Annotated in this window: 12 protein-coding genes and 2 riboswitches; of the genes, 4 read left to right on the top strand and 8 right to left on the bottom strand. The window is 28.0% G+C overall.

The window, feature by feature from the left end:
• Nucleotides 1-91 precede the first annotated feature (91 nt).
• Nucleotides 92-1,555 (bottom strand): IMP dehydrogenase, encoded by a 1,464-nt coding sequence (guaB, locus tag BUA90_RS09200; protein ID WP_072967893.1) that lies wholly within the window; start codon nucleotides 1,553-1,555, stop codon nucleotides 92-94.
• A gap of 198 nt (nucleotides 1,556-1,753) precedes the next feature.
• Nucleotides 1,754-1,855: riboswitch (purine riboswitch) on the bottom strand.
• A 105-nt stretch (nucleotides 1,856-1,960) separates the two neighbouring features.
• On the bottom strand, nucleotides 1,961-2,137 hold the full coding sequence (locus BUA90_RS12415; RefSeq protein WP_159430019.1) for a hypothetical protein: 177 nt from the start codon (nucleotides 2,135-2,137) through the stop codon (nucleotides 1,961-1,963).
• A gap of 141 nt (nucleotides 2,138-2,278) precedes the next feature.
• Here BUA90_RS12415 and BUA90_RS09205 point away from each other — a divergent pair, with 141 nt between their 5' ends.
• From BUA90_RS09205 to BUA90_RS09215, 3 genes are all read left to right on the top strand, one after another.
• Nucleotides 2,279-2,476 carry a hypothetical protein gene (locus BUA90_RS09205; RefSeq protein WP_072967895.1) on the top strand — a complete coding sequence of 66 codons (198 nt, stop codon included), beginning with the start codon at nucleotides 2,279-2,281 and terminating at the stop codon, nucleotides 2,474-2,476.
• A gap of 50 nt (nucleotides 2,477-2,526) precedes the next feature.
• Nucleotides 2,527-2,817, top strand: coding sequence for a spore coat protein (locus tag BUA90_RS09210; protein ID WP_072967897.1), 291 nt, complete (start codon nucleotides 2,527-2,529; stop codon nucleotides 2,815-2,817).
• Between the two features lie 100 nt (nucleotides 2,818-2,917).
• Nucleotides 2,918-3,457: an O-acetyl-ADP-ribose deacetylase gene (locus BUA90_RS09215; protein ID WP_072967899.1), complete on the top strand. Its 540-nt coding sequence runs from the start codon at nucleotides 2,918-2,920 to the stop codon at nucleotides 3,455-3,457.
• Nucleotides 3,458-3,459: 2 nt separating this feature from the next.
• Here BUA90_RS09215 and lysA read toward each other — a convergent pair whose 3' ends face one another.
• Nucleotides 3,460-4,761, bottom strand: coding sequence for a diaminopimelate decarboxylase (lysA, locus tag BUA90_RS09220; RefSeq protein ID WP_072967901.1), 1,302 nt, complete (start codon nucleotides 4,759-4,761; stop codon nucleotides 3,460-3,462).
• Nucleotides 4,762-5,003: 242 nt separating this feature from the next.
• Between lysA and BUA90_RS09225 the strand changes: the two genes are divergently transcribed.
• Nucleotides 5,004-5,504 carry a hypothetical protein gene (locus BUA90_RS09225; RefSeq protein WP_072967903.1) on the top strand — a complete coding sequence of 167 codons (501 nt, stop codon included), beginning with the start codon at nucleotides 5,004-5,006 and terminating at the stop codon, nucleotides 5,502-5,504.
• A gap of 22 nt (nucleotides 5,505-5,526) precedes the next feature.
• Here the strand turns inward: BUA90_RS09225 and BUA90_RS09230 are convergent, their stop codons facing one another.
• The 5 genes from BUA90_RS09230 to BUA90_RS09250 form a co-directional block, all read right to left on the bottom strand.
• Nucleotides 5,527-7,044, bottom strand: a complete 1,518-nt coding sequence (locus BUA90_RS09230) for a putative bifunctional diguanylate cyclase/phosphodiesterase (RefSeq protein WP_072967905.1) — start codon at nucleotides 7,042-7,044, stop codon at nucleotides 5,527-5,529.
• 64 nt (nucleotides 7,045-7,108) lie between these two features.
• Nucleotides 7,109-8,857 (bottom strand): methyl-accepting chemotaxis protein, encoded by a 1,749-nt coding sequence (locus BUA90_RS09235; protein WP_072967907.1) that lies wholly within the window; start codon nucleotides 8,855-8,857, stop codon nucleotides 7,109-7,111.
• A 197-nt stretch (nucleotides 8,858-9,054) separates the two neighbouring features.
• Nucleotides 9,055-9,137: riboswitch (cyclic di-GMP riboswitch) on the bottom strand.
• 76 nt (nucleotides 9,138-9,213) lie between these two features.
• Nucleotides 9,214-10,869, bottom strand: coding sequence for an HD domain-containing phosphohydrolase (locus tag BUA90_RS09240; RefSeq protein ID WP_072967909.1), 1,656 nt, complete (start codon nucleotides 10,867-10,869; stop codon nucleotides 9,214-9,216).
• A gap of 178 nt (nucleotides 10,870-11,047) precedes the next feature.
• A complete protein-coding gene (locus tag BUA90_RS09245) occupies nucleotides 11,048-13,126 on the bottom strand; it encodes a methyl-accepting chemotaxis protein (RefSeq protein WP_072967911.1) in 2,079 nt (692 codons plus the stop codon).
• A 202-nt stretch (nucleotides 13,127-13,328) separates the two neighbouring features.
• Nucleotides 13,329-14,089 (bottom strand): ATP-dependent 6-phosphofructokinase (locus tag BUA90_RS09250; RefSeq protein ID WP_072967913.1); only part of this gene is annotated, 761 nt, incomplete at its 5' end.

Raw genomic sequence — 14,089 nt, forward strand, 5'->3', positions numbered from 1 at the left:
CAATTCTTTTTAGCTCTCGGTTCTCAGCCATCGGTTCTCAGCCAAAGGTCTTTTTAATTCTTAATTTTTAATTCCTAATTTTAAACTAACATTAATTTCTAGATATACTATAATTAGGTGCTTCTTTAGTTATTTGAATATCATGTGGATGACTTTCTCTAAGTCCAGCTCCCGTTATTCTTATAAACTTACCATTTTTCTTTAAGTCTTCAATTGTAGGTGTTCCACAGTAACCCATACCTGCTTTAAGTCCACCTATCAACTGATAAATAGTTTCTCTAAGTGGTCCTCTATAAGGAACTCTACCTTCAACTCCTTCAGGTACAAACTTTTTAGCATCTTCTTGGAAATATCTATCTTTACTTCCTGCTGCCATTGCTCCAAGTGAACCCATACCTCTATAAACTTTAAAGCTTCTTCCATTATATATGACAGTTTCACCCGGACTTTCTTCTGTACCTGCAAATAATGAACCAATCATGATTACATCAGCACCTGCTGCAATAGCTTTTGGAATATCTCCAGAATATTTGATTCCACCATCTGCTATAATAGGTATATCATACTTTGCAGCAGCCTTAGCACAATCATATACAGCAGTTATTTGAGGTACACCGATACCTGCAACTACTCTTGTAGTACATATTGAACCAGGTCCTATACCTACTTTAACTGCATCTGCCCCTGCTTTTATTAAATCTTCAGTTGCTTCTGAAGTTGCCACATTTCCTGCTATTACTTGAACATCAGGATAAACAGATTTCACTTTTTCAACTGCTTTAATCACTCCTAATGAATGTCCATGTGCAGTATCTATAACTATAACATCTACTCCTGCATCAACTAAAGCCTTAACTCTATCCATCATATCTTTACTCACACCAACTGCTGCCCCAACTAATAATCTCTTTTTATCATCAGTTGCTCTATTTGGATATTTTATTGCCTTTTCAATATCCTTAATAGTTATTAGTCCTTTTAAAATCCCATTATCGTCAACTATAGGTAATTTTTCGATTTTCCACTTTCTAAGAATTTTTTCAGCTTCCTCCATTGATATACCTTCTTTAGCTGTTACTAAATTATCTTTTGTCATAACCTGTGAAATTAACTTTGTTACATCATTTTCAAATCGTATATCTCTATTCGTTATTATTCCAACTAATTTTTTGTTTTCATCTGTTATAGGTACTCCAGAAATATGATACCTCTCCATAAGCTCTAAAGCATCAGATATTCTATGTTCTGGAGTCAAATGAAACGGGTCCACTATTACTCCATGTTCACTTCTCTTAACCTTGTCTACTTCCATAGCTTGTCTCTCTATTGACATATTTTTATGAATTATACCTATTCCACCTTCTCTTGCAATAGCTATAGCAAGTTTAGACTCTGTAACTGTATCCATTCCTGCACTCATTAAAGGTATATTGAGTTTTATCTTTTTAGTAAGCCTAGTTTTCACATCCACATCTTTTGGAAGTACATTTGATTTTTGAGGTATTAATAAAACATCATCAAAAGTTAATCCTTCTTTTACTAATTTACCTTCCACAATATCCATCCTTTCTCTTATTTTTCCCATCTATAATTTTTGCTATTATGACAAAATACATGTAATTAAAAGCTAAACTTCTTACAAAAAATAAAAGTCTGCATAATAACTTCATTTGAGTGAAATTATTATACAGACTAATTACCTACAAAAAATAGTATTAGAATATATAAAAAAATTTTTACATAATCTGTATTTTAGTATAATAATTCCACTCATAGTCAGGCAATTTACGGTCGCCTGGTAGAAACATCCAGACCATATTACTGGACTTATATGAGTGTTTTAATCTTATTCATATTTTTTATTTTTATATAAACTATCAAATTTAAAGACAAATGTCAACAAAAATTAAAAAAAGTTAATATAAAAAGTTCCCACTGTAAAATGCAGGAACTTTCTAAATCAATCCATCTTTTCATTATCATCTGAATAAACAAACCCTGAATCTTCTCCATTAGATACATTAGTATCTCTTAAATTAATCAAATTATTATTCCTATTTATATTGTTTTTTAAATTACTACTGTTTGTAATATTTTTAAACTTTTCTATTAAATTTCCAATAAACTTCATATTCACAATACACCTCCTTCTATTTTAAATAGTAGTTAAAATATCCAACTTTACTAATAATATTAATCCCCATCATAATTTACAAGCTATATAAATCATTATGGTTTCAAATACTAAATATATAATTTATCAGGGGAGGATACTAATATGCATCAAATATTTGATGAATCAAATCTAAAAGTACTAGAAAATCAACTGCTTTATGAATCCATGATGAATAAAAAATACAATCAATATGCCAATCTTTGTGAAGATATACAACTTAAAAACCTTTGTCATAAAGCAGCAAAAATACATAAAAAAAATTTTAAAATGCTGCTTGATTACCTAAATTCATATAAATAGTATTTGAATTTTTATAAAATTAATTCATAAAATTTCAAGGAGGTTAAATTATGTCAAACCTCATTTATCATGAAATTTTCTTATCCGAACGGGAAATTTTAAGCGACCTTTTTATATCTGAAAAGCAAATTACCTCTGCATACAGCATAGGTATAACAGAATCTACCTGCTGTAAACTTAGAAAAACTCTAAACCAATGTTTAAACAATGTTCAAATTTGCCAATACAATATACTAAATGCAATGAAGCAAAGAGGTTGGTATAAAATAAAAGAAGCTCATCTAAAAGATATTGAAAACACTAAGAAAAAATATTTAAATATTCTATACGATTTATACTAAACAGCCTAATGAAATAGTAATAATTTTTTCAAAAAAATATATCAATTAACACTAGTTATATTTTCATTACTGTGTTATATTTAATTTGAGGTGGTTATTTATGGAACTTACTTATAAAGGTACAAAGATTAAATTAATTTTAGGAGACATTACTAAAGAAGATACTGAAGCTATAGTAAATGCTGCAAATTCTTCTCTGCTTGGCGGTGGTGGAGTTGACGGTGCTATACATAAAGCAGGTGGACCCAAAATATTAGAGGAATGTAAAGAAATAAGAAAAAGGCAGGGTAAATGTCCTACAGGTGAAGCAGTAATAACTACAGGTGGAAATTTAAAAGCCAAATATGTCATTCACACTGTAGGACCTGTTTGGAAAGGTGGAAATAATAACGAACCAAAACTCTTAGCAAATGCTTACAAAAATAGTCTTAAACTTGCTCATAAATACAACATAAAAACTATAGCCTTTCCTTCTATAAGTACAGGAGTTTATGGCTATCCAAAAGAAAAAGCTTGTATAGTTGCCTTAAATGCCGTAAAAGAAATGCTGGATAAATTAAACTTTGAAGAAATAAGATTTATTCTATTTTCAAAATACGATTTTGACATATATAAAAAAACAATAAATCAAATATACTAAAACTACTTCAAATATTCAGGTACTCTACATCTCATTAATAAATCATCATATGTTTCCCTTTCTACAATAATCTCTGATTTTCCTTCATTTACAAGTACGACTGCCGGTCTAGGAGTCTTATTATAATTATTTGCCATAGAATAGTTATAAGCTCCTGTATTTAAAACTGCCAAAATATCACCTGAAGCAACTTTAGGAACTCTTAAATTCCATATCAAAATATCTCCTGATTCGCAGCATTTGCCTGCTATTGTTACTAACTTATTTTTTTCACTATCTACTTTATTTGCTATCAAAGCTTCATATTTTGCCCCGTATAGTGCCGGTCTTGGATTATCTGTCATTCCTCCATCTATAGAAACATAAGTTCTAACTCCGGGTATTTCTTTTATAAAACCTATTGTATAAAGAGTAATTCCAGCTTCTCCTATAATCCACCTTCCCGGCTCAATAACAACTGTCGGTATTTCCAAACCAAATTCACTACATCTTTTGTAAATTTTATCCATAATAGCATCTATAAAGTAATCAATAGGCTTGGGTTTATCTCCTTTAAAATAATATATTCCATATCCTCCACCAGTATTTAATTCCTTTGTAATAAATCCATATCTCTCCTTTACATCTTTCATAAGCCTAGTAACTACATCTACAGCATTCAAATATGACCTATTATCAAACAATTGAGAACCTACATGAAAATGAAACCCTAAAAGATTTACATTTTCACACTTAATACCTTTTTCAACAGCTTCAAATATAATATTTCCAGCAAGAGGTATACCAAATTTAGAATCTACTTGTCCTGTAGATATATACCTGTGAGTTTTGCTTTCTACACCCGGAGTAATTCTATAAAGCAATCTCGCTTTTTTCCCATATTCCTTAGATATTTTATCAATTAATTCTATTTCATATAAATTATCTACTACTATTCTCCCCACATCATTTTTTATTGCCATTTTTAATTCATCAATTGTTTTATTATTTCCATGAAAAAATACTTTTTCCATTGGAAACTCAGCTCTTATCGCAGTATAAAGTTCTCCACCTGAAACTACATCTAAATCAAGTCCTTCTCTTTCAATAATTTTACACATAGCTGGATTTAAAAAAGCTTTACTAGCATATGCAGCCCTTGTATTTTTATATTTACATAAAAATTTTTCTCTAATCTCACTGCATTTTCTTTTAATTACTTCTTCTGAAATAACATACAAAGGCGTTCCATACCTTCTAACAAGCTCTACTACATCACATCCTCCAAATATAAAATGTCCATCTTTTATTCTTATATTTTCCATAATTTCACCTTTCTTTTTATAAACTTAAGTATATGTTTTTAATATTTTAATATTATAAATATTCTCTTGTAAAGTTAAATTTTCAAAATCTTTTTTATTTATGTTAAAAAATCAGTCAAATCTTATTTTGAATTTTCTGAAAATACCTTTTAATTTTATCTTTTTTTGGGTAAATATATTATATAGAATTTTTATTAAAATTTTCTTTACTATAATAATTGAGTAAAAAGGAGGTGCTCTATATGTTTAACATAATAGCTACTTTTTCAAATATACTTGATGTTAAAAAGCTCATAAAAATTTTAAAGAAAATTCCAAAAGTAAAAGGTCATATTTTAGTAATAAATAAAGCTCAAACCTCTACAGCAGATGAAACTTATATATCAAGTGTTTTAATTAAACGCACAAGAGAAATTGCAAAATTAAAATTAGACGATACTAAAAAAGGTATCATATTTGGAGCAATAATAGGTGGTTTATCATCTTTAACTGCAGTACTCATAAATATCAGCTTACTTCATATTTCAACTTTAGCCTTTATAGGTATATGTGCCATAATATTTTATGGTGCTACTGTAGGAGCTATTATTGGACTCTTAATTAGCAATATAATCAGAAAATACGATGAAAAAAATTTCTGTGGAGAAATAACTTTAATTATTAAAGAAGTAGATGACAATGTAAAAAATATAGTTATTGATAAAATCAAAGAATACAATCCAACTAAATTAAACATATATTAAAAAAAGCGACTTAAAAGCCGCTTTATCCTTTTGTTTCATAATTATTAAAATTTTTTATCAAATATTTTTTAAAATCACTACTATTCATAGGCTTTGCCCAAAAATATCCCTGTCCCAATTCGCAGTTTAAATTTCTTAAAAAATCTAACTGCTGCTTCGTTTCCACACCTTCAGCAACCACTTTCATACCTAATGCTCTAGCCATTTGAATAATAGTCATAATTATTTTTTCATCTCGCTCTTTTCCTATACGTTCTATAAATACTTTATCAATTTTTATTTTATCAACATGCAAATTTAAAAGCATTTCTAGAGAAGAATACCCTGTACCAAAATCATCCATAGATATTTTAATCCCTATTTCCTTTAACTTATTAATATTTTTTTGTATTATATTTATATCTCCTGTCGAAACACTTTCTGTTATTTCAAATTCTATATACTTTGTATCAATTTTATATCTTTTTATTATTTTTTTTACCATATCACCAAACTTTTTATTTTCCAACTGCTTTACAGATATATTTACTGCTATAGGTACAATATTAAGACCTAAACTTTCCCATCTTTTTATATCTTGACATATCCTCTTTAAAAGATACTCTCCAAAATAATTCATTTGTCCTGTTTCTTCTGCAATAGAAATAAATTTTTCTGGTAATATCCATCCTAATGTTTTACTATTCCACCTTGCTAAAGCTTCCGCACTTTCTAATTTCCCACTTTCCATACTTATAATCGGCTGATAATAAATTTGTATTTCTCCATTTTTTATAGCATCTTTCATTTGATTTTGAATTTGAAACTTTTCTGCAACCTTCTTTTCCATTTCCTCGGTAAAAAATTTTATTTTATTTTCTCTGTCTTTTTCTTCTTTTGCATAATACATTGCAATATCTGCATTTTTCAAAAGCTGAGATTTATTTTCTCCATGTTCTGGATATATTGCAATACCCACACTAACTGTAAGATATATATTATATCCTTCTACTATACAAGGACTTTCAAAAGCTTCTATTATTTTCTTTCCTATGTAATACGCTTCTTCTTTATCTAGTAAAGGATATGCAAGTACTATAAATTCATCTCCACCATAACGACCTAAAATACATTTACTTGGAAGCGTACTTTTTAAACGACTAGCTGTTTCTTTTATAATTAAATCTCCTATCTCATGTCCCATAGTATCATTAATTTCTTTAAATTTATCAAAATCAATAAAAAAAAGTGCTATACTTTTCTTTTTTTTCTCTGCATCACAAATTATTTGAACCAATTTTTCTTTGAAATAATATTTATTATATACGCCAGTAAGTAAATCTTTTTCTACTATTGCAGTAACTGTATCTTCTATGGGCTTTTTTTCAAAATTAAAATCTATATTATTTTTTCCATCTAAAATGATTAATATTAATTTATCTCGTTCATTATATACAAAAATTTCCGCAGGAAATTTTTCTTTATCTTTTTCCATATAAAAATGCGAAATACACTTTACTACTTCATTTAATATATTATTTTTAGATACTTTTCTATCCATTTTTTTATCTCCTTTTAAAATATTTTTTTAGGCAGTATCCTTATAAAGATACTGCCTAAAATTTTTATATTTTGAATCGATTTACAGTTTCCATCAAATCCATAGCAACCTGACTTAAATCTTGTGCTGTTGCTGCCACTTCCTCTGATGAAGCAGTAAGTTCTTCAGAAGCTGCTGCTACCTCCTCCGTAGCTGCAGAATTTTCTTCTGTCACATCATTTACCTTTCTAACTCTCTCCATAACCATATCTTTTGATTTTACAATTTTATCCATAGCTTCATATGTTTTTTTCATAAGTGGTGCAATATTTTCAATAGATATCAATATATCTCCAAAAGATTTTACAGTATTTTCAACAGAATTTGCCTGTTCATTAACAGACTCTTTTACATTTTTAGAAGTATAAATAACTTCATCAGTATCTTCAGTAATAGAATTTACTAAATTTACAATTTTTTCTGTAGACTTTCTCGATTCCTCTGCTAATTTTCGTATTTCTTCAGCTACTATAACAAATCCTCTACCATGTTCTCCTGCCCTTGCTGCTTCTATAGAAGCATTAAGTGCTAATAAATTTGTCTGATCTGATATACCTGATATTATTTCTGAAATAACACTTATTTCTTTTACAGAATTTGTAAGAGTTTCTACTTTTTTAATAACAACTTCAAATGCTTTTCTTATATCTTCAATAGACTTAATCAATCTGTCCATTTCCTTTTTACCGATATTAGCTTTATTTTCTGCATTTTCAGTTTCATCTTTCACATTTTGAAGCTCTTTATATACATTTTCAATATTATTCGTAAGGTCTGATAGAGAATTTACAATATCCATCAAATCTTGTGCCTGATTTGTAGCACCTTCAGCTACCTGCTGCATAGTAGAAGAAAGTTCCTGAGATGAAGCAGACATCTCCTCCGATACAGCAGCAAGATTTTGAGACTGACCTGCCACTTTTTCTGAATTTCCCTTTACATCTGCTAAAACCCTTTTTATATTTTCAACAACTACTGCTAAAGAACGATTCATTTGAGCAAATTCATTTTTCCCATTTTCTTTTAATGAAACTGTAAAATCATAATTTGAAAGTTTTGTAAGTACATCATTTATTTGACTCATTGAATTTTTTAAGAGCCTTAATATAATAAAAGTAACACTTACTAAAAAAATCATTATACCTATTGATAAAATCATAAATAATTTTCTTGCTCTTTTATACAATCCATTAGCCTTATCAACAACTTTTTCAGCTATAGTAGCATTTAAAGATACAAGTTCATTAATATTTTTCTGAGTCTTTAAAGAACAATCATTTATCTTTACAATTTCTTCTTCACTTATAGTAAGCCCACGCTTTAGTTTATTTAATAATTTATCTGCCTCACTTAAATATGTTTTATAATTACTCTCTATTTTATCAAATAATTCTCTTTCTTTTTTTGTCAAATTATAACCTTTATATTTATTAAAAATTTGAACTAAATTAGATTTTTGGTTTTCTATAATATCTGCTAAATCTTTATCATATTTTTTTGAATAAAGCATTTTATTCATATTAAGTCTAACTACATAAAATTCTGTTTCAAGATATTTTATTTCCAAAGACGTAAGCATATTTTTTTTGTAAAGAGAATTCATATCATTACTTAAAATCTCCATATTGTTAAGAGATAAGTAAGATATATAACCTATAGATGCCCCCGTAAGAATTAAAATTATAAGTAATAAGGATGTTATTTTTATATTTTTTAAAATATTACTGCTTTTTTTTACTTTGTTTTCCTTTTTACTTATAATCTTTTCCTTCATCTTTATTCCCTCCCTTGTGTAATCAGTTTTTGTACTTTTAATTCCAAATTTTTAAACTCTCTTAAATCATTAATTTACAACTGCCTTGTTTATTTTACCTAAATACCTTTTATTTTTTTAATATTTAAATTTTTAGCACAATAAAAAAACCCCTTTCCAATCAGTAAATCCTCATTGAAAAAGGGTCTAAGGTAACTCTCAGCGACCGGCTGCCATAGCAAAACACCTTAGGCCCTTGGCTTTGCGTCCCTGCCTTTCGACAGGTTTGCCATTTATAAAAAATACTTTTAAACATTAATAACTTTTTTGTCAAATTTCATTATATCAAATTTTAAATGAGTTTTCATCATTTTAGTTTAATAATCCATTAATGTTTTTCTTATACTTATTTGCTTTCTGAAAATTTGTCTAAAAATTTCATCTCTATAACTTTCCTTTATACCTACAAACTCAAATTCATAATGCACTACATTATTAATTTTTATTTGATTAACTATTTTTCCTGATAAAGGTATTTTAGTTCCATCTTCAAATATTACGACAACAATAAACAACTTGTCTTTTTCTAGTTTATCACCACTATTTAAACTAAAAGTCAGATTTCTTCCAGATATTTTACTTATAGTAATTTCCTTTGAATTTTTAGTATTTATATCTATAATAACTCCACTTAATAACCATAATAAACTAAATGTTTCTTCAGCATCTTTTAAAGATATTATTTCAACAGCAAGTTTATTAGTATCTACCTTTCTTACTGATACCTTAAATTCATAAATCACATTAAGATTTTCTACGGCTATATAAATACTTTCTACATCTTCAAATTTTATTGAATGTATATCTGCCAATTTAAAAATCAATTCTCTATTTATAGATGTAATATATCCATTAAAACTAGTTAATCCCTGTCTAGTTTTTAATATCAAATTTGCAGGTAAAATTAATTCATCTTTTATTTCAAAATTTAATTTTCTCCTCAAAATATTAATTGCTATATCAGCTATATCGGGATCAAAATCTTTTCCTCGATAGCTTTTAATTTTTTCTAAAATATCTTTTATACCTTTTTCATTTTTATAATTTGACTTAGATATTATTTTATCAAGAAAATTAGCTACTTTTAATATTCTAGCTTCCTCTGTTATTTCTTCACCCTTTAATTTATTTGGGTATCCTGTACCATTCCATCTTTCATGATGCTGTAAAATCCATATAGGTATTTGAGCATTAAATGTTATTAATATATCTTTTGCAATATTGTATCCAATCTCAACATGTTTCTTAGCCTCTTCATATTCTTCTTCATTTAAGTCATCTCCTTTATTGACTATTTCACTATCTATATAAATTTTACCTATATCATGCATAAGTGCTGCTAAATATATTTCTGTTAATCTCTCATCAGAATAGTTAAGTTCTCTTGCTATTTGAATTGCCCATGCTGCTACATTATATGAATGTCTAGTCATAAATGGAGTCTTTTCTTCAAATATTTTATTAATCAGTATTATATTTTCTATTAATACTTTATAAAGTATTTTTTCTGCTTTTATATTCATAATATAAAACATATGTCTTTTTATAATTTCATATATCTCCATAATATCTGAATTTAAACTTAAATTGTCACCTTCATTTGCTCCTAAATATATACACCCAACTATTTCATCCTTAAATGTTATAGGAATATATATTTCATATTTTAAACCTTTTACATACGTTTTTATATTTGAATTTTGAAAATTTATTATCGATTTTTTTTCTGTAATCAGTTTATATATACCATTTTCTCTCTGTATATCTAAATTTAAAAATTCAGAAAAATTATACTGTATTTCTTCCTTTTCATCCTTCTTTATATTTATTATTCTAACTGCCATATTATTAATAATTGAAAAAAATAAACAATAACTTATATTTTTCTCTATTAAAAAATTTCTTAATTCAAATTCTAAGCTTTTGTCAATATTATCTAATTTTAAAGGTTCAAAATACTTGTCAAAACCCATATAATCATCCCCACTTTATTTTTCTTATATTTTTTTGTTCCAGATATTACATTTCTACCCTTATTTTCTACATTTTAAAAATCGTTTTCGACACTATGTTTTAAATTTTTTATCTTTAATAATTAACTCCAAATATTAAAAGCGGCTCAAAAGCCGCTTTTTTAATAATATACTTTTATTAGTTTAATTTAAAAGCTTTAATAGCTTCTTCCAATTTTTTTGCCATTTCATTTAATTTTTCAGCTAGAGAACTTACTTGGTCCATAGCTGCACTTTGTTCTTCAGTTGCAGCTGAAACTTCCTGAGAAGCTGCAGCAGTTTCCTCTGATACCGCAGATACATTTTGTATAACTGCCACAACTCTATCTCTACTTTCCATTACATCTTTTAATGAATTATTTATACTCCTAATTTTATCAACAATTTTTTGTATACTATCACTTATATCATTAAAAGATTGCTTTGTATAATCCATAGCCTTATTTTGTTCATTTACTGTTGCAATTGATATTTTCATAGTTTCCTTAGCTAATTCTACATCATTTTGTATTGTACTGATAATATCTTTTACATCATTACTTGATTTTGCTGTACTTTCTGCAAGTTTTCTTACTTCATCAGCAACTACAGCAAATCCTTTTCCAGCTTCTCCTGCTCTTGCTGCTTCAATAGCTGCATTAAGTGCTAAAAGGTTTGTCTGCTCTGATATAGCAGTTATCGTATCAGCAATATTTCCTATTACATTTGCCTTTTCACTTAAATTATTTACAACTTGTACAATTTGCTTCATAACTTCATTGTTGTCTTTATTTTTTTCTTCTAATATTTTAATGGCTTCAAAACCTCTTTGATTTGTACTATCAATATAGTTTGACATTTCTTCACTTTCATTAATATAATCAGCCATAGTTTCTAATTCTTTTGATAACTTTTGAACTGCAATAGCACCTGTTTCTGCATCTTTTGCTTGTTCACTTGCACCTTCAGCAACTTCAGATACAGACTTTGCAACTTCTTCAATTGAAGCATTAGTCTGCTGTGTAGTAGTTGTAAGTATATTAGATGTTGATGAAACTTCCTCAGATGTATTCTGTATTTGCTTCACAAGATATGTAAAATCTTTTATCATCTTGTTAAAACTCTCACTTAGTTTGCCCAGCTCATTAGAAGATTTATAATTACTTCTCACTGTTAAATCTCCTTGAGCTGCTTTACTCATTAAAGCTACCATATAAGCAATTGGTTTTGTTATACTCTTAGATACAAAATAAGCAACTATTAAAGCTATTATTATAAAAAATACAGTCATGAGTATATTATTCTTTAACACATCAGTAACAAAAGACATAGCTGCTGATTTTTTATGAACAGTTATTACTGCCCAACAATCAGAATTTCCCGGTAAATTAATAGGTTTATATGCACTTATTACTTTTTCTCCATCGTTATCTACATATTCAACTACACCTGATTCTCCATTTAATGCTTTTTGTGTTATCTCTTTCAATTTTTCAGGAACATTTATATCTTGCAACCTCTTTTTTTGATTTCCTTTTTCATCTTTTAATACATTCCCATTACTATCCTTTACTAAAACACTTTTTTTCAGTGTTTTATAGTTATATAATTCTGATACTTGCTTTTTATCTGGATGTGCAATAACTACACCTTCTCCATCCAAAATATATATGTACTTACCTTTTCCATCACTATATTTTTCAACTATTTCTTGAAGTGAATCAAGTTTTACATCTGAACCTATTACTCCCACTAAATTGCCATCATTATATATGGGAACAAACACAGAAGTAACAGCTATATTTCCAGTTAGTGAATAATACGACCTACTAACATAAGGTTTTTTATCAGCCATTATTTTTTTAAACCACCATCTATTTGAACGGTCTCCAAGTACACCTTTTGTTTTTGCAGTCTGCATTCCATCTGTTCCCTGAATAAAAAACATATCAAAAAATTTGTATCTTTTAATTGCATTAAGTATTACTTTTTTCTGTCTATCAGGTTCAAAACTTATTATATCATTATTATTTGCAAGTTGTTGTGTAACACAATATGCTTTATCTATAAATTCCCTCACACTATCGGCAACAGCACTTGCTGTGTCGCTTTCTATACCTTTCACTTTTTCCTTAAAATTACTTGAAATCAAATAATAACCAAACAAGTTAGATAAAATAAATGGTATAAGTATTAATAATACCATTACAAGCATCAGTTCACTTCGTATTGATTTCATATTTTATAACCCCCATTTAAATAATTATTTTTTTCACAATTCTTATTATAAAAAACTTCCTAACAAATTTCCACAATTTTCTTTTTAAATTATTTTACAAATTAGACATTTTTTATTACTACTTTATCGATTTCTGTATTTATTTTTTATATATTTAATCTAAAAAAAGCGGCGTAAAAACGCCGCATTCATTTCTTAATATCTATATTGAAAGTATTTTTGTAAGTCTATAAACTTCCTTGTCAAATTCTTTCTCCATACTTAATGCCTCATCTATATCCATATCTACAAGCTCATTATTTCTTATTCCTATCGCTCTGCCTGATTTTCCTTCTATGAGAAGCTCTACTGCTCTAGCTCCCATTCTACTTGCAAGTATTCTGTCAAATGCTGTAGGACTTCCTCCTCTTTGTACGTGTCCAAGTATTGTTACTCTCGTTTCTATTCCTGTCTTTTCTTCTATTTCTTTTCCAAGCTCAAATGCATTTCCTATCCCTTCTGCCAGCATTATTATACTGTGAAGTTTTCCTCTATTTTTTCCTTGTATTAATTTCTTACATATACTGTCTATGTCAAAATCTTCTTCCGGTACTATTATACTTTCTGCTCCTCCTGCAAGTCCTGAGTAAAGTGCTATATCTCCGCAGTGTCTTCCCATTACTTCTATTATGTTTGCTCTTCCATGTGATGCAGATGTATCTCTTATTTTACTTACTGAATCCAGTACTGTATTTAGTGCTGTATCAAATCCTATTGTATAGTCTGTATATGCTAAATCATTGTCTATTGTTCCGGGTATTCCTATCGTCTTTATTCCCGCATGGCTTAGTTTTTGTGCTCCCTGAAACGAGCCATCTCCTCCTATTACTACAAGTCCTTCTATTCCAAATACTTTTAGTACTGTAAGCGCTTTTTGTCTTCCTTCTTCTGTTTTAAATTCTTCACATCTTGCTGTTCTTAGGA

Source organism: Caminicella sporogenes DSM 14501, from assembly GCF_900142285.1.
Classification (GTDB): Bacteria; Bacillota; Clostridia; order Peptostreptococcales; family Caminicellaceae; genus Caminicella; species Caminicella sporogenes.

Bases quoted from the DNA above. Each gene is read 5' to 3' on its own strand.
- BUA90_RS09230 (WP_072967905.1), bottom strand. From the start codon at position 7,044: ATGGATAGAAAAGTATCTAAAAATAATATATTAAATGAAGTAGTAAAG.
- BUA90_RS09235 (WP_072967907.1), bottom strand. From the start codon at position 8,857: ATGAAGGAAAAGATTATAAGTAAAAAGGAAAACAAAGTAAAAAAAAGC.
- BUA90_RS09215 (WP_072967899.1), top strand. From the start codon at position 2,918: ATGGAACTTACTTATAAAGGTACAAAGATTAAATTAATTTTAGGAGAC.
- BUA90_RS09240 (WP_072967909.1), bottom strand. From the start codon at position 10,869: ATGGGTTTTGACAAGTATTTTGAACCTTTAAAATTAGATAATATTGAC.
- BUA90_RS09225 (WP_072967903.1), top strand. From the start codon at position 5,004: ATGTTTAACATAATAGCTACTTTTTCAAATATACTTGATGTTAAAAAG.
- BUA90_RS09245 (WP_072967911.1), bottom strand. From the start codon at position 13,126: ATGAAATCAATACGAAGTGAACTGATGCTTGTAATGGTATTATTAATA.
- BUA90_RS09205 (WP_072967895.1), top strand. From the start codon at position 2,279: ATGCATCAAATATTTGATGAATCAAATCTAAAAGTACTAGAAAATCAA.
- BUA90_RS09210 (WP_072967897.1), top strand. From the start codon at position 2,527: ATGTCAAACCTCATTTATCATGAAATTTTCTTATCCGAACGGGAAATT.
- lysA (WP_072967901.1), bottom strand. From the start codon at position 4,761: ATGGAAAATATAAGAATAAAAGATGGACATTTTATATTTGGAGGATGT.